The 17,207-nt window shown below is 55.0% G+C and carries 10 protein-coding genes; 7 read left to right on the forward strand and 3 right to left on the reverse strand.

The genetic code is table 11. The features are described from left to right. Positions 1 to 27: 27 nt before the first annotated feature. The 3 genes from G6R38_RS06195 (at position 28) to G6R38_RS06205 (ending at position 9,242) form a co-directional block, all read left to right on the forward strand. Complete coding sequence (locus tag G6R38_RS06195) at positions 28 to 2,106, forward strand: FAD-dependent oxidoreductase (protein WP_166821539.1); 2,079 nt, start codon at positions 28 to 30, stop codon at positions 2,104 to 2,106. Positions 2,107 to 2,303: 197 nt separating this feature from the next. After that, a complete protein-coding gene (locus G6R38_RS06200; RefSeq protein WP_166821542.1) occupies positions 2,304 to 6,956 on the forward strand; it encodes a WD40 repeat domain-containing protein in 4,653 nt (1,550 codons plus the stop codon). A 288-nt stretch (positions 6,957 to 7,244) separates the two neighbouring features. Then, positions 7,245 to 9,242, forward strand: a complete 1,998-nt coding sequence (locus G6R38_RS06205; protein WP_166821545.1) for a hypothetical protein — start codon at positions 7,245 to 7,247, stop codon at positions 9,240 to 9,242. Between the two features lie 169 nt (positions 9,243 to 9,411). On the opposite strand, the gene G6R38_RS06210 is transcribed toward G6R38_RS06205, so the two are convergent. From G6R38_RS06210 to G6R38_RS06220, 3 genes are all read right to left on the reverse strand, one after another. Next, positions 9,412 to 11,781, reverse strand: coding sequence for a bifunctional serine/threonine-protein kinase/formylglycine-generating enzyme family protein (locus G6R38_RS06210; RefSeq protein WP_166821548.1), 2,370 nt, complete (start codon positions 11,779 to 11,781; stop codon positions 9,412 to 9,414). Positions 11,782 to 12,159: 378 nt separating this feature from the next. After that, positions 12,160 to 12,885 (reverse strand): 3-keto-disaccharide hydrolase, encoded by a 726-nt coding sequence (locus G6R38_RS06215; protein ID WP_166821551.1) that lies wholly within the window; start codon positions 12,883 to 12,885, stop codon positions 12,160 to 12,162. A gap of 118 nt (positions 12,886 to 13,003) precedes the next feature. Next, positions 13,004 to 13,456: a BLUF domain-containing protein gene (locus G6R38_RS06220; RefSeq protein ID WP_166821554.1), complete on the reverse strand. Its 453-nt coding sequence runs from the start codon at positions 13,454 to 13,456 to the stop codon at positions 13,004 to 13,006. Between the two features lie 211 nt (positions 13,457 to 13,667). Between G6R38_RS06220 and G6R38_RS06225 the strand changes: the two genes are divergently transcribed. The 4 genes from G6R38_RS06225 to G6R38_RS06240 all read left to right on the forward strand — a co-directional run bounded on the left by G6R38_RS06225 (position 13,668) and on the right by G6R38_RS06240 (position 17,207). After that, positions 13,668 to 14,546: an alpha/beta fold hydrolase gene (locus tag G6R38_RS06225; protein ID WP_166821557.1), complete on the forward strand. Its 879-nt coding sequence runs from the start codon at positions 13,668 to 13,670 to the stop codon at positions 14,544 to 14,546. Next, positions 14,543 to 15,316: a PIG-L family deacetylase gene (locus G6R38_RS06230; RefSeq protein WP_166821559.1), complete on the forward strand. Its 774-nt coding sequence runs from the start codon at positions 14,543 to 14,545 to the stop codon at positions 15,314 to 15,316. The genes G6R38_RS06225 and G6R38_RS06230 overlap by 4 nt, the downstream gene beginning before the upstream one ends. Before the next feature lie 174 nt (positions 15,317 to 15,490). Next, positions 15,491 to 16,231 carry a PP2C family protein-serine/threonine phosphatase gene (locus G6R38_RS06235; protein ID WP_166821563.1) on the forward strand — a complete coding sequence of 247 codons (741 nt, stop codon included), beginning with the start codon at positions 15,491 to 15,493 and terminating at the stop codon, positions 16,229 to 16,231. After that, a complete protein-coding gene (locus G6R38_RS06240; RefSeq protein WP_166821566.1) occupies positions 16,221 to 17,207 on the forward strand; it encodes an L-threonylcarbamoyladenylate synthase in 987 nt (328 codons plus the stop codon). The genes G6R38_RS06235 and G6R38_RS06240 overlap by 11 nt, the downstream gene beginning before the upstream one ends.

The following is a 17,207-nucleotide window of genomic DNA, read 5'->3' on the forward strand; positions in this document are numbered from 1 at the left end:
ACATTCCATCCGATCATCGAGGACAATATGCGTTTTCTACTCGCGTTCGCTGTTGTTGCGACCTATTTCAGTCCGGCCGTCGCTGCAGACCAATACACCGCGGATGTCGTCATCTACGGTGGCACCAGCGCTGCCGTGACGGCTGCGGTGCAGGTCAAACAGATGGGCAAGTCCGCTCTGATCGTTTGCCCGGATAAACATCTCGGCGGTTTGACGTCTGGCGGTCTTGGTTGGACCGATTCCGGTAAGAAAGACGCCATCGGCGGGCTCAGTCGGCAATTCTATCATCGCGTCTGGAAGTACTACCAAGACGCCGACGCCTGGACGTTCGAAGATCAAAGCAAGTTCGGCAATCGGAACCAAAGCCCACCTAGCAAGAACGGTGATGGCAGCACGATGTGGGTTTTCGAACCGCACGTCGCTGAAGCGATTTTCGAAGACTACATCGAGGAATACGACATTCCGGTTCATCGAGACGAATGGCTCGACCGTACAACCGGCAAAGGCGTGACGAAAAAGAACGGGCGGATTCAGTCGATCACGATGAAGTCCGGCAATACTTACGTCGGAAAGATGTTCCTCGACACCACCTACGAAGGCGACTTGATCGCGGCGGCCGGTGTCGATTACCACGTCGGTCGGGAAGCGAATTCGGTCTACAACGAAAAATGGAATGGTGTCCAAGTTGGCGTGTTACATCACGGTCACCACTTCAAGAAACCCGTCTCCCCCTACCGCACACCCGGCGACCCCGATAGCGGGTTGCTGCCACACATTTCGGACGAACCACCCGGCAAAAAAGGCGAAGGCGATCACCGATTGCAGGCGTATTGTTTCCGGATGTGTTTAACGAACGTCGATGAAAACCGCATTCCGTTTCCGAAACCAAGCGGCTACGACCCGGATGAGTACGAGTTGCTCGTGCGAGTCTTCGAAAGCGGTTGGCGGCAGGCGTTCAACAAGTTCGATCCGATCCCCAATCACAAGACCGACACCAACAATCACGGCCCATTCAGCACCGACAAAATCGGTGAAAACTACGATTACCCCGAAGCGACCTACGAACGCCGACGGGAGATCATCAAAGAACATGAAGACTACCAAAAAGGGTTGATGTACTTCCTAGCGAACGATCCGCGGGTGCCGGACGAGATTCGCACGAAAATGGCCAAGTGGGGGCTGGCGAAAGACGAATTCACCGATAACGGTGGTTGGCCGCATCAAATTTACGTCCGCGAAGCCCGTCGGATGATCGGGGATTATGTAATGACCGAACACGACGTGCTTGATGAGAAGGTTACGCCGAATTCCGTCGGGATGGGTTCTTACACGCTCGATTCACATAACGTGCAACGATACATCAAACCCGACGGCTATGTGCAGAACGAGGGCGACATCGGCGTGCATGTGCCGCGTCCTTATGAAATCAGTTACGGATCGTTGGTGCCGAAGAAGTCACAGTGCGAGAACCTGCTCGTGCCGGTGTGTGTGTCGTCGAGTCATATCGCCTTTGGATCCATCCGGATGGAACCGGTCTTCATGATTCTCGGCCAATCCGCAGCCACGGCGGCGTGTATGGCGATCGATCAAGCGATTGCCGTCCAAGAAGTGCCCTACCCCGAACTGCGGGAACGACTCCTGAAAGACGGGCAAGTGCTGGAACTGACCGATCCCGATGCGATTCTTTCTCGGAAACTTCCGGGTGTCGTCGTCGACGATCGGCAAGCCGAAAAAACCGGCCAATGGAAATCGTCTTCGACGAACCGTGCTTTTGTCGATGCTGGATACATTCACAACGACAACACCGAGCAGGGCAAAAAATCGGTTGTCTTCAAAGCGGAATTGAAACCCGGTCGGTATGAAGTCCGGATGTCTTACGCTCCGAACAACAATCGTGCCACGAACGTGCCCGTTGCGATCCATCATGCGGACGGAACGACTCTGCGTACGGTCAACGAACGGCAAAAGCCCGACATCGACGGCGTATTCGTCAGCCTGGGAACGTACACGTTCGATGCCGCGAACGCGTGGGTGCAAATCAACACGGACGAAACGGATGGATACGTGGTTGTTGATGCGATTCAATTCTTGCCGGCGAATAAATGACGTGACCGCGTGATTCAATTCGACAGGGAACTTTTCCGGTGAGTCAAGTTTCCCTGTCCGCGTCCGAATGAAAACCGGTATCTTTAAGTGTAGACGTGGAAATTGTCTGCGCGGATGCTCCACTATATGATATCCGTGGGTTCACTTCCCATTCTTTCGTACCACTTTGGTGGTCTTGCAACTCGGCGAGGTTGAAAATGCGTTGTTTCGTCACCCTCGTAACTCTCGTCACATTGGGGACGAGTCTGCTCGCCCAAGAGGGTCCAAAAGCGGACCCATTGGTCAAACCCATTTTACGGATGAATTCCGATTCTCCGTATTTGGCGATTAACGCCATGCGGTTCGATCAAAATGGCCAGGATTTGCACGCGGTTGGTTGGAACAAGCGGGTGCAAACTTGGAATTGGGATGCGGTAGCCCAATCAATTTCCGCCGATCCGCAGGATCTGTTGGAAGTTCCCATCGGTCCCGGTCGCCAAGGAAACTTGAACGCCATCGCCATTTCGCCGAGTGGACGTTGGGTGGCGGTTGGCGGCCGAAGTTTCGGACAACACGAAAGTGCCTACGACAACGATGGTCTGATGTGGCCCGCAGCGGCTCAATCCGATGAGCAGTTGGAAGCCCAGGGCGTAATCTTTGCCCATGATCGGCAGACCGGTCGCACATTGCGATTGAAGGGCACGCGTGGGGAAGTTCTTTCGTTGGAGTTCGTGAACCAAGGGCGGGAAGACGCTCTGCGGTTGGTTTCGCTGGCATTGGAGTTCGATCGGCAGGAAACCGAATTCGCCGGCACATTGCGGCTTTGGAATGTCCAAGACTCGGAATGTATCGCGGTGAACGAATCGCTGCCGACATTCCAGAAACAACCGCCATTTCAAATGGCTGTGTTCAACAATGGCCGTCGAGGTGTCACCAAAGTCGCTGTGACTTGGGGGGATCATACGGTTCGTGTGTGGAACACCGCGAACAATCAAATCACGAAGCATCAATTGGTGAACGCCTACGGAATCGCCACGCTTCCAACCGGCGAACTGGTCACAAGTACGCAGGGGGCACTGGGAACATGGACCGCCGCCGACGGGTTCGCATCGAAAGTTGCGTTGCCAGACGGTCGAGCACCGATCGAAGTGCAAACGTTCCGCAGTAACGGCAAGACCTACGTGTTCGCCGTCTGTTTCCATCGCTCAGGCCAACTCCAAATGGTTCTCGTCGACGCTACTCAACCGCAGTGGAAGATCGCGTCGGATTTCGTGTCGATTGGAAGTCTGTCCGCTCGTCCGTCATGTGCCGTCAGCGGGAAAAGCGATGTGATCGCGGTGGCACCGAACGGTGATGACACCGTGCGGATGTTTCTGTTGGCCGATTTACTTCGGAACCGAAACGAACCCCATCAGGTATTGAAGTCGTCGGTTGTTCGTCATTCGTCGGTCGAGTTCATTCGCAAAGATGGCGATCTCGGGCTTCGGCTTCGCTCGGAAGATCCGGACGGATCGGGCGATGGCATTCTCAGTTGGACCTTCGATTTCAATTTGACGAATGGCTTTACGGTCCCCGGACCGAAGGATGACCCAAACAACGATCAGCCCGTCGTCGATGATTGGGATTCCGCAAGTGCCGCCCCGAAAGGTTGGCAGGTCGCTCAAACCGAGCCTGCGAAGGTTGTCGTAACATCCCCCGACAACGAGTCTGCGACCGTGGCATGGCCGGATTCCTTGAAAATGACTGCTCATGCTTTCGTGCCGCCAATCGACAACCAACCGGCTCTGTTGGCGGTGGCGTTCAACCGTCTCGGTGAGCCGGTCTTGAACATTTACAACGCAGAGACCGGCGAACGTGTCCGACGTTTCTTCGGGCACTCTGCGTTAATTCAGGGGTTGAGCTTCGAGGAGAATGGCCAACTTTTGGCCTCCGTGGCCGATGACCGAACCACTCGCGTGTGGTCGCTACGAGACTTGTCCGAAACGATTGGAAAACTCGGACTGCTCCCCGGGGTGGTGGCCACAATGCGTGATGGCACACTCGTGATTGACCGCTTTGAGTCGACGACTCCCGAGGAAATCAAAACCGTTCTGCAAGAAGACGACGTCATCGAACACGCGGTGGTCCACGGCAAGGATCGCACGTTCCCGACGGCTCAACACTTCTATTGGTTGGTGTCGCGTTTGAAACCCGGCACGCAGCTCACGCTTTCCATCCGTCGTGGGGACAATGCTGGCCAACAGAAAACGGTGACAGTTGGTCAAGCGGTCGATGAACGAAAACCATTGTTTTCCTTGCTCTTTGGTCGCAATGCGAATGCTGAGCTGGAAAGCCGACCGTGGATTGGGTGGAGTCCGGTCGGTCCGTTCGAATCGAATAACCAGGAGTTCGAGGAGCTCGTCGGTTGGCACTTCAACACCCAGAACGCCGACCAACCCGCCGATTTCGTACCAATCGCCCAATACCGTCCCAAGTTCTACGGAACAGGTCTGTTTAAAGCTCTCATCGAGAATGATGGTCCGCCGGATATTTGGCCCCCGAAACCGGAAATTTCCGCTGGCGACATCTTTTTTATCGGTCCCGATGGGGATTTGTTACCGTCTGGGTCTCACGGGCACGTTGCGATTCCAGAGGGTGAAACGAACGTTGTTTTCGATTTGCCCAATGTCGATCCGCGACGTGTGCGGAGTTTCGGTCTATATAGCGGCAAAAAACGGCTTGGCGAATTCAAACCGTCGAAGACAATGACCGGTGCATGGGAAGCGAAGTTCGACGCGGCGAAATTAGGATCGGGGCCGACAGTCATCAGCGGGCGACCGGAAATCGAAGGAGATCCCAACCCCATTCGCGTTGGACGGGCGGGCATTCCGCGTCGAAAACCCGTGCCCGGTGATCCACCACCACTCGAATTGTCACCAGAGATGCCGAAAATTCGCATCGAGGTGGCGGAAGCGTTACGAGCGATCATCGCAGGAGACCAACCGTCAGCGGTGCCGGTGCAAGTTCGGTTCGATAAACCCGCCCCCGTCGCGTTCGATGTGCAATTTGAAAACGCTGGCGAACCGATTCTCAAGAACGGTAAGGCTCTGCGAAAGACCGCCAACAAAGATAAAACGACGTTGGCACAAGAAGTTCCACTTCAAGCTGGGAGCAACTTGTTGACCGTTCGGTTGATTGGACCGAATGGTGTGGAACGGTTGTCGAATGAAGTGGAAGTTCGCGTACTTCGTTTGCCCAGTGTGCTGGAATTGTCAGCCGAGACGGGGACGAATCCGATGGCAACGGTCACATCGCGAGTGCGATCGGAGTTGCCTTTGGTTCATCTTCAACTTCGAAACAACCAGGATGTTTTGGTCGATAGCGTTCCGCAGTACGAACCTGATCCTCATGTGAAAATCGCCGCCACCGAGAAACCGGACGAATGGCAAGTGTCGATTGATAGCGTGCCGTTGGCTGAAGGTACGAATCAATTGGAATTGATGATCTGGAACGAAGACGGCGCGTTGCAGAACACCGTGCAGACCAAAGTTGAGTGGGAACGACCACTCCCGCCGCCGCCTCGGATTCAACTTCAATTCGCTCGGGAAACAACGGTCGATACCTACGCCCCGAACTTCGAATTCACCGTGGAAACCGAAGCTAAACTGGACCGTGTTCAGATTCGGAACAATCGAGGAGCCTACCTGAGCCTAGATGTCCCGTTGCCGGTGGACAACAAATACACTTTCAAGCCGACGTTGCAATTCAATCAGGCGTCCAACCGGGTCGAGTTACTCGTGGTGGATGAGAATGGCAGCATGGATCAGCGGGAAGTCCGAATTTCCGTCGTGCATCAAGCGGTGCGGGTCGTAATTGATCAGCTGGTTTCGGCCGATCGTTCCGAAACGTTGACGCCGGAAGGGGACGGGCAATTTCTCGCGTTGGAATCTCCACCCGAAACACCCCGATGGCGATTGCATGGACGTCTCGTTTTGCCGACGAATGCAGACGACCAAGGCCGACTCCAGAATAAGTTCTGGATCAAATGTTGGGTCAATGGTTTTCTGCAAAAGTCCGTGCCGGTTCTTCGGCAGAATGCGGCTGATGGTGCAATCCCATTCTCGACGGACTTCATCTTAAACCGTGAGTCTTTCAACCGCATCGTTTTGGAACTTCCCGACGCACCCGATCACCCGGCGATTCTCGTGACCGATTGCCGAAATCCCGAGACGCGTCAGAAATTGCACATGTTCCTGGTTGGCTTGAATGAAAAGAACGGCGACCAGTTCATTGCTGACGCTAAGCGAGCGTTTCAGGTCACGGTCGATCAAGCACCGGCATTCAATAAAGTGATTCCGTACAAACCGTTAATTGATCAGTTCGACCCATCGGAATTCAATAGCTACCTGATTGAAGGTCTACGCCGTGTCCATATGCAGAATGGCGAGGAACCGTCGTTGGATGTGATTTTGCTGTATTATCGCGGGATCGAACGGACCATGCACGCCGGCCAATTCGCACTCACCACGCGAATCAACCCATCCAACGGAACTTCGGCTCAGCACTATGAAAGTCAGCGGCTGGCGAGAATTATGGAGCGGGCACCAGGCGCTCATCTCGTGATGCTCGACGTTATGCGACCCGACGGCCGGCCGGCGGAATTATGGCCGAGCGTTGCCCATTTGGGAGTGATCCGTGCGATTTGGTTTAATCCGGATTCGCCCGAAAATCAGACACTCTTCGGGATGATTGGCCAGGTTCTTCCACAGGCAACACGCATCGGTCGACTGGTTGAGGAACTCCGATCGCGTTTGCCGATTCCTGAATCCAGTTTGTTCGATTCGCAAATCCCAAATGAACTCCAAGACCTCGTTCTTGGTGATGAAGGGTGATAAACTTATTTCTCAGTTGAAGTTATGAAAAACGTGAAGGCTCGATTCGGGCTCTTCACGTTTTTTTTATGTGATGGGAGGAACTTGGGATCTGTTGAACTGTTCGGTAGTGATCAAAGTCACAACCGTTACAACCGGACCGACTTTGTCCACTGGTCCACATGAACGCTTATTTTGTCACAATCGATCGGATCGGCCAGACCGATTGAGTGACAATAGTGGCGAAAACGGCATGATCGGAATCGCCCGTCAATCACTCAGAACATGGTCGTTCGACAGGAGTTCGGCATGATGCCATTTTCAAAACAATTCACCCGATGGTCGGCGGCTGCCGCGTTCGGGATGTTCGTGACAGCGGGAGGGGCTTCCGCCCAACAATTGCCTTCCGGTTGGAAACCGTATAACCCGTATCCGACGAATGCGACGGGTCATGTTTCGCAGGTGGGCCACAAATGTGCCACACCGCCGGTTTACCATCCGCACGTTGTCCCGACTCAACCCGGTCAAGAAATGATGCCGGGAACCGAGATGCCAAGCACGATTCCACCATCGACGATGGACCCTTCGGTTCCACCGGTCACGCCGCCGACACCCCAAGACCCCATGGTCCCGCCGACTCCGTCAACGCAAGATCCAATGACACCGCCGGTCGCACCACCGACCACGCCTGACCCGGTGACGCCTCCGGTAGCACAACCACCCGCTGCACAACCGCCAGCCCAGCAACCGTTGGATTTGTCCTTCGATACCGGTTTGGCCGCCGGTGGCAATGAAGTGGCCTTCAACGCCGCACCGCCGATGCAAGGAAACTTGCTCCGTGCATACCGCGGAATCACGTTCCAATACCTGCTCTCGGGCGACCTGGCCGCTGCGAACCAATCGGGAACGGTTAACTTCCGGAACACGAAAGTCGCCGAGAACAACCTCGCCATCCCGGTCGATCGTTTGTCGTTCCGATACCAGTACTTCCGAAACGCACTGGATGTTGACGGCCTCGGTTTCACGGGAGACACACAATCGGAGTTTGGAGTTCCGGTTCAAGCCGTCGGTGACGCAGTTGGTGCCAGCCAAGCGTCAATTGACAACGTGATTCAGTCCATCGGTAGCTCGAATTTCGTTGCGACCTCGGATCAGCCCATCCAACAAGTGGGACCGGCTTCGAAGTCCTACGACGTTCACCTTTACACGTTCGATCTCGAAAAGACGTTGTTTGATGGATTGGCGTCGGTTGCCGTGCGTGTTCCGTTCGCGGATACGTTGTCTTCCGATCTGGACTTGGTTTCGGGACAGCTTAGTGGCTCACCGGATATCAGCACGAACTTTGGGGCCATCAACGCGAATGACATTCGTCCCGGAATCAATGCTACTCCGGGGCAAACTCTGGGGTTTGACGACGTTGAATTCCAAGACATTCAGTTGATCCTGAAGGGAATTCTTTACCAAAGTGCTGATCGTCGTTGGACCGTTTCCGGTGGTCTAGGTGTGACTGCACCGACCGGACCGGATCTCAACGTGCGAGTCACCGACTTCAGCGTGGATGATTTCGCATTCAATCGTTACCTCGGAACCGGCTCCGACCTGACCTTCGCGATCTTCAATCCCGATGGCTCGGCAGCACCCTCCCAGAACTTGGCGATCTTGCAAGGTGTGTTCCCGCTGGCGATCGACCAACGTGTTCGCACGTTCGACATCGAGAACGAAACCTGGGGGGTGTCACCGTTCATGGCCTTCACAGCCGTGCCCACGAATCGGTGGTACTTCAACGGTTTCTGGCAGTTGGATGTTCCTGTGAACTCCAGCAGCTGGACATACACCGAACGCGATGTTGACCTTCAAGGTGTGCTTCCCGGTGCGTCCGAGAACTTCGAGCAGTTCTCGAATTCCCAAAGCGGTGAAATCGACGACCAAGTTCTCATGCACCTCGACCTTGGTGGTGGATACTGGCACTATCGTGATCCGTGTGCGAAGTACGTCACCGGTCTCGCATCGCTGTTGGAACTTCACTACACGACCACGCTCAACGATGCGGACATCATCAACGTGGCATCCGAGCCAATTCGCGGCGATACCTTCAATGCCGATGGAACCCAACGTCAGTTCGAGCAAAGTCCTCGCATTGGGAACATTGGCAACCGGGTCGATATTCTCGACCTCTCCGTCGGTGCTCACACGCTGATCGGCAGCAACATGCTGTTGACCACCGGTTACAACGTGCCGTTGCGTGATGGCGAATTCGACCGGACGTTCGACGGTGAGTTCAGCGTGATCCTCAACGTCTTCCGCTAAACCGGATTCCGATGGTCTGTGTCGGTGGTGGGTTTGGGAAGCTCGTTGTCCCAGACCATCACGAGGCAGAAAACGGTTTCAACAAGAAATCTGACGAAGACTGCTTGATCTGTCTTCCCTGGCCGGCCGTTCGGTTGTCTTGACCGAGCGGCCGGTTTTCGTTTGGCGTCTACTGCATCTCCATAATCACGCGGAACGTGATGTAGTTCGCGGAGCCATTCCATGTGGGACCGTCACGCGAGGCTTCGGTGAAGTTCCAGAGGTCTTCCGCGAGGTAATGGCTACCCCGAAGAACAAAATACAGGTCCTCCGTTTGTGGAGGAATTCCTTTGTCGTAGGTCGCTGCGGCCAAGTCGAAACTGTTGGTGTCGATTCCGGTGCATGTGAACTCCGCGCCGTTTCCGGTCATGTCGCGAATGCCATACACGCTAACATCGTCAATTGCCTGTCCAACGGACATCGGGCCGACACCTGGACGGTTGATCGCAATGTCGAGTTCCCGACCATCGCTCGGGTTTTGAAACGGACCTGCCGTGGGGGGATTTTCGATTTCACTTCCCGCAGCGATGTTCCACTCTTTCTTCGTGGGAAGTCGCCCGCCGATCCAATTCGCAAATCGAAACGCATCGAGGTGGTGGACCTGAAAGACTGGCAGTCGGCCGTTGTTCGTGATGCCCAGCGGGACCCCTTCCACCGTGGCCCCCAGTCGCCAAGCTTTGTTGTCCGTCATTGCGTCTTCGTTGTGCGTCGCAAACTCTGCGAATACATCGTTCCAAACTTCGGTTTCCATCATGTAGAAACTGTCGTTGAACCCTTCGTTTGGGCTGATGAGTCGGAACGGAATGCGAATGTCCGGCACGTCGATGCCGTGTTTGTCTCGTACGAGATCGCTAATGGAGAGTTCAATCCGATCGAAGTAGTACAAGGAATAGACCGCTGTGACCGCGAGTTTTTGAATTTTTGCGTCTTTGGCGGGGTATGTGTATCGCGGTTGTTGAACTTCTGGAATTCCAGGTTTGGGAACGTTGTTTCCTTTTTCGGGTTGCGTCTCTTGACCGCGTTTGTTGACGGCGGTGAGGACGTTGGCATCGAAGTCCTCACCGATTCGCGTTGCCAGTTGAAGAGCCGTTCCCGGTGTTTCTTGGGGAGAGACAAACACCAAAGCCGCCAGCACTGCGAGGACACCGGCCGCCGCTGCGATCCCGATCAGCAAATGAGGACTTGTTGGGGAAGTCGTGATCGTCGATTGTGACGGAACACCTCGATCCGGGATGCTATCGTCACCGGTACGATTGTTGGTGTCTTCAACAACCGATGCCCCGGAACGCGAACCGCTCGATGCTTCAAAGACTTCGCCTTCCAGGGCCGATCCGGAAGTCGGGAGCTCCTGTGTTGGCTCGTCTTGAGATTCCATCCCTGGGGCATAAGACGATATGGGGTCGTTGCGTTTCCCCCGGATGAGTTCATCGACATTAGGAAATGAGGTGGAATCGGACCGGGCAACGAAGTGCTCCAAGGCTCTAATGAGCGCTGACCACGTTTGGAACCGATCGTCTGGCTCCTTGGCGACCATCTTGGCGAAGACTGCATCCAATTCCGGGGGGACATCCGGTCGGTCGATCCGCAGCGAGGGAATCGGCTTCTGCACATGAGCCAGCATCGCCGCCATGAAATTGTCGGTTTCAAACATCGGGCGCCCGGTCAGCAGGTAATGCAACGTGCAACCGAGACTGTAAATGTCGGACCGATGATCCGCCATTTTCGCATTCGATGCCTGTTCGGGAGCCATGTAGTCCACAGTTCCCATTGTCGTGTTCACAACGGTCAGGCTGGCTTCCGGTCTTTCTTCACCGACCACATCCCGTTTGGAACCGACCCGTGCCAGTCCGAGGTCCAAAATCTTGACCGTCTGCAATCGTCGTGAATAATCGTCTTCGTCATCGGCGAGTTCCAGCATCAAGTTGGAAGGTTTGATGTCTCGGTGAATGACGCCTTTCCGATGAGCATACCCCAAGCCGACGGCGGCTTCGATGGTCATTCGCAATGCGCCCTGAACGGACAGCGGGCCGTTGTCGGCGACCAATGCGCCGAGGTCACGTCCTTCCACCAATTCCATCACCAAGAACGGCGAACCTTCGTGCTCGCCCGCGTCGTAGGCGGTGATGATGTTCGGGTGATTCAGTCGTCCCAATGCGATGATTTCACGGTTAAACCGTTCCAGCCCGCGTTCGCCGAGATTCTCGACGTTCCGCAACATCTTGATGGCGACGGTTCGCTCGACTCGGCAATCGAACGCTTGGTAGACCAACCCCATTCCGCCACCGCCGACATAATCGCACAGGAGATAGCGATCACCCAGGATGAGCGGTTCTTGTTTTTGACCTAGGATCACGGAGCGTTGAAAATCCGTGATGCGTTGATGCATTCGCAGCTCAGCCACGAGCGTTTTGAGCGCAGTCTCATCGTCCAGATTAACATCTGGGACTGATAGCACACCGAGCTGAACGAGTTGGTTCAGGAACTCTTTTGTGTGGCTCATGTTTCCGGGAAACGGAATGAGATCCGTTCAAGAAAGGGTGGCGAGCAGCAAAAGGACCATACCAGCATTGTATACTAAAATTTGGCATGGAAACGTGAAAGGTCATCTCAGAATCGGACAAGCTCGCGAGTGTGTTCGATATGCGGCTCCTTCCATTCAATCTACAGATACCCCTTCAAATTGGTGAAAGCCCTTAGAAGTCGGCTTTCACCCTGAGAATTTGGAACAAATTGCCAGAAAACTCCGAGAATTCGGACTGCAAACGGCTCGCGAAGGCCGAGTTGCTTCTCGATTTTCCGAAGGATTCCGCAATTGACGACAAGAAAATAGCACGGTTGCGGTCGATTCGCACCGTGCTATCGAAGTATCGAGGGGCGATTATTTACCCGCATTGGGCGCTGGGTGCTCTGTGAGATCGAGCAGTTTCACATTGCGATACCAGACCGGGTGGCCGTGGTCTTGGAACCCGACATACCCCTTGTGAGGCCATTCGGAGACGGGTTTTCCGTGTTTGGTGAACTTGTGCTTCGAACCATCGGGACGCTTGCCGACTTCCGTGAATTTGGAAAGATCGGTTTCCGTGGTCACTTTGCCATTCACGATGACCTGAACGTGCGGTCCTTTGCAGATGAGCTTGATCGCTGTCCACTCACCAGTGGGACTGGCAGCGTTGAGGGCGGGCTTCGCGAGATCGTAGACGGCACCGAAATCGTGATAACCGGTTCCCTTGCCACTCATGACTTGCATTTCAAACCCGGTTTGAACGGGGTCTTTCGGGTCCGCGACTCGGAAGAAAATACCGCTGTTGCATTGCTCGGGCATTTTGACGTCGCATTTCAGAATGAAATCGCTCACGGGTTCCTTGTGGATAATCAGATACCCTCCCGATTTGTAGGGAACCATCGCGTGATCTTCGATCGGCGAGGCGATTTCTTTTCCGTTGTTGCACATCCAGCCGGTGTAGTCTTCACCGTTGAACAGCAATTCCCAACCGGCTTGGCGTTCTTCTTTGGTTAGTTCGTTGAGTGGGTCGGCGGCGTTTGCTCCGGCGACCGAGGTCATCCAAACGACACCAGTGAGCATCCAGATTTTCCAACTCGTCACGGTCAATTCTCCTGCGAAGTTCATCGAATGATTAGTTCCGAGATTGTAGCAAACTTCGTTGGAAATGGCGTCTGCCATCGGCGTGGAAAATCTGCGTCATGATCGACACGGATGCCTACTATCCTGCTTGACCACTGAGCATCGCTTGACGTTCCGAGATTTTGGCGACCATGGGAAGCACCAAATTGCGAAGTCGTTCGAGGCCGTAATTCCGCTCGGCCATATTTTCCAGCACTTGACGCAAGATGTCTTCCATCTGAATCATTTGCAAACTCGTACTGTCGATGCTTCGCATGTTCCAATCTGGGAACTTCCGATCGTCGATCCGTCCGAGATCAATCTCATTGAAGATATCGTGTCGGTCGTCGTTGCGGATGGATTTGATTAAGGCCGATAACTCGGCGGTTGGACCTTCGATGTATTGAAAGAAAATTCCCTTTTGATGACAGAGATAACCCGTCACTCGCAAACCTTTGTTCTTCCTGCTCGCACGTGCGGCCAAGCCGTTGAGGTCTTCAGAAGTAAAATCGCGTGTTGCCCGACTAGCGTACACGAGGGAGCTTACAGCCATTCAGTTGCCTTTAGCAAAGTCATGCAGGGTGAGGTGATGACCATCGAGCGGTCAAAGTTGATTCAGTGTAACGTCATCGGCTGCGTTTCGGCAATGATCGACAAATCCAATGTTTGCCCCGACCCGTCGCTTGGGACGATGGGTTTCATCCTGTAAACTGAGGACGAAACCCGTCGCGGAAACAGTTTCCCTGTAGCAATTGGTTCAAAATATGACGGTTGATTCGACCTCCGAAACTCTCAACGACGCTGTCGGCGAGCCGTGTCCCACACCGCTCTCGACGGGCGAGGTGTTGAACGAATTCCGGTCGAAAGCGGAGCCTTGGACGGTGACGTCCGGCGGACAGAAATGGACCGGGAAGATCTGGGGGCATGGTCCGTCAGTCTATTTCCTGGGCGGTTTTCTGGGCACGACGGATCAATTCGCTTTTCTGACATACCTCTTGAAAGACGACTTTCGCTGCGTGACGTTCGAGCATCCCGCCAAACTGCCTTCACCGCGCGATTGGGCGAGCAGTCTGGCCACGATTGCGGACGAACTGGGTGACGACACGTGGACGATCTACGCGTCTTCGTTCGGGAGTCTTCCGACTTGGCAGCTCCTCACGTCATTGCCCGACCGAGTTCAGGGAGCGGTCGTGCAAGGGGGATTTGCTCAATGGCGGTTGTCGTTGGCCGAACGAGCACTCGCGCTGGGAGCGAATATCTGCCCCGGACGCATCACATCGCTTCCCGGTCGTGAAGCTGTCGCTCGGCAAAACCATCGATCGTGGTTTCCGCCGTTTGATCAAGTTCGTTGGCCGTTCTATCTGGAGAACAGCGGTGAAACCCCGGTTCGTGTGCTGGGACAACGGGCACGTTGGGCCCACCGACACAACTTCCGCGCGCTCCTGCCTCAGATCCAACAACCCGTTCTCGTGATCCGGACCGAAGGTGACGGCAGTGTGCTCGAAGCCCATCAGGAGGAACTTCGGGAATTGTTGCCGAACGTAAGTTCCGAAAAGTTGAATACCAGCGGTCAGTTGCCGCACATTACGCATCCGCACCGAGTCGCAAAATTGATCTCCACATTTGAGGACGACCAGGCATGACCGATTCCGTTTCAACCTCCGAACTTCCGGAACCATTGGACGTGATCGCTGTCGGTGCGCATCCGGATGATGTGGAAATTGCCGTCGGGGGCACATTGGCCCGACTCGTGCAGCAAGGCTATCGCGTGGGGATTGTCGATCTGACCGATGGCGAACCGACACCCCTTTCGCCCGGTCCCGAAGTTCGACTGCAAGAAGCCAAGGAAGCCGCTCGGATTCTTGGCATCCAGGTGCGACACACTCTGGAACTTCCCAACCGGCGGTTGTTCGATAACTTCGAATCCCGATGTGAGTTGGCCAAGGTGTTCCGTCGGTATCGTCCGAAGATCGTAATGGGCATTGCGGAAAAAACACCGATGGCCTCTCCCGACCATTGGCAAGCCATGCAGATCACCGACGCCGCCGTGTTCTATTCACGCTTGACGAAATGGGACGAACACTTCGACGGCTTGCCCGTGCACACGATTCCGAAAATGATTTGGTATCCGCTCGGTTTTCATTCGCTCGAACGAACCGAAGGCAGCGGACAGTTCGTCATGGATATCTCTGAAACCTTGGATTTGAAACTGGAGTCGGTCCGGGCGTATCGCACGCAATTTCCCCCTGAGAAGGAACGTGTCTTCCGCATGGTGGAAAGCCGAGCCCACCATCTTGGCACCACCGCCGGATTCGTGGCCGGGGAGTTGTTCATTACTTCGACGGCTCTGGGAGTGCACGACTTAGTACAAACATTGCTACCCACCGAACTCGGCTTTTCCAAGCGGGATTGATGATTGAAAATCCTGGGCGTGTCTGATGTTGCGTTTCCTGCATCGGATGCGATAATGTTTCCAGGGTTCACTTCCTGAAAAAATGGTTAAGGACGTGCAAACCAATCGGCTTGACCTCATTCCGAGGTTGTCGTCATTATCGAATAAAGTTCTGTTGCAGATCCGGCAGTCGCCATGATTGAAATTCGCAGCGGATTTGTCAGCATCACCGGCAATTTCCGTGACAATAACGAAGATCGAGGTTTCGTCGATCCCGAGGGACGCTATTTCCTCGTGGCCGATGGAATGGGGGGGCAATCGGCCGGTGAAAAAGCCAGCGAGTTAGCGACCGAATTGATCTCCGAGAAATTCGAGCAACTCATCGATTTTCAGAGCGGTGAATCTGAAGAGGTTTGTCGGGCGATCGACGAAGCCGTCGCCTATGCCAACGATGAAATCATGGCCCTGGGGAAAGTCGAGCCGGCTTTTCACAACATGGGCACCACGATCACTTTGGTCGTCCGAGTCGGTCAACGCTTGTTTGCCGCTGGTGTCGGTGATAGTCGAATTTATCTCTTCCGTGACGGCAAGCTGGAGCAACTCACCGAAGACCACTCGTTGACCGAAGCCCTCCGCCGGGCCGGTACCATCACCGCGGAAGATGCCAAAACACACCGCTATCGAAACGTTCTCTATCGGTACTTGGGAACGAAGGAAGGCAGCAACGGCACCGAGGCGAAAGAACTCGAACCGAAACCGGGCGATCGGTTCCTTATGTGTTCGGACGGCGTGACCGATGGTGTTCCAGATAGCCAACTCGTGGAGATTCTGACGCAGAATCCCGATCCGCAGACCGCTGCTCAAACTGCCGTTGAATCTGCTCAGGAAGGCGGGTCGAAAGACAACATCACCTGCCTGATTCTCGATGTCGTCTAACACGGAATCAACGTCGGCAATCTGTCCGGTCGGTACGGATGTAGAACGAGCGGCGCAATTGTTGGCCAACGGAGGCGTTGTCGCGTTCGGCACCGAAACCGTTTACGGCTTGGGCGCGGACGCATTGAATCCGCATGCGGTCTCTCGTGTCTTTGCTGTCAAAGAGCGTCCGAAATTCGATCCGCTGATTGTCCACCTCGCGGATTACGAGCAACTCTCTACCGTTGCCGACGTGGAAAACTCATTGGTCGAACAACTGGCGGCGGTGTTCTGGCCGGGACCCTTGACGTTGGTCTTGCCGAAAAAACCAAACGTGCCGGACTTGGTCACGTCTGGCTTGCCGACGGTTGCGGTGCGAATTCCGGAACATCCGCAAGCACGGGCGTTGATCGCGGCCGCTGGGAAACCGATTGCCGCCCCAAGTGCCAACCCCTTTGGACGCATCAGTCCGACCCGTGCGGACCACGTCGCCGAACAACTTGGCACGAAGATCGACTACATTTTCGACGGTGGGCCCTGCCGAGTCGGTGTGGAATCGACGGTGCTCGATGTCTCGACGAATCCGCCGACTTTACTGCGTCCCGGTGGTGTGACCGTGGAAGCATTGGAAGACGTCATTGGGCCGGTCGCGTTGCCTTCGTCGGCCGCCGAAACTCATCCGTCGGCACCAGGGATGTTGCCCAGCCATTACGCACCAGGCACACCGCTACAAATTCGCGAATCCGTCACACCACCCGACCCATCACGGAAGTTGGGCCTGCTTGCGTTTCGGGAACCAAGCTCTCGCGATGGTTGGAGCAATGTCGAGGTGCTTTCGTCGACTGGCGATCTCGTCGAGGCCGCCGCCAATTTCTTCGCGGCACTGCGTCGACTCGACGCGTTGGAACTCGACGGAATCGTGGCGGACTCATTTCCGAGTGAAGGTCTCGGTCGAGCCCTCAACGATCGTCTGCAACGCGCCGCCCACACCGAGTGA

The sequence above is a fragment of the Thalassoroseus pseudoceratinae genome, assembly GCF_011634775.1.
Lineage (GTDB): Bacteria > Planctomycetota > Planctomycetia > Planctomycetales > Planctomycetaceae > Thalassoroseus > Thalassoroseus pseudoceratinae.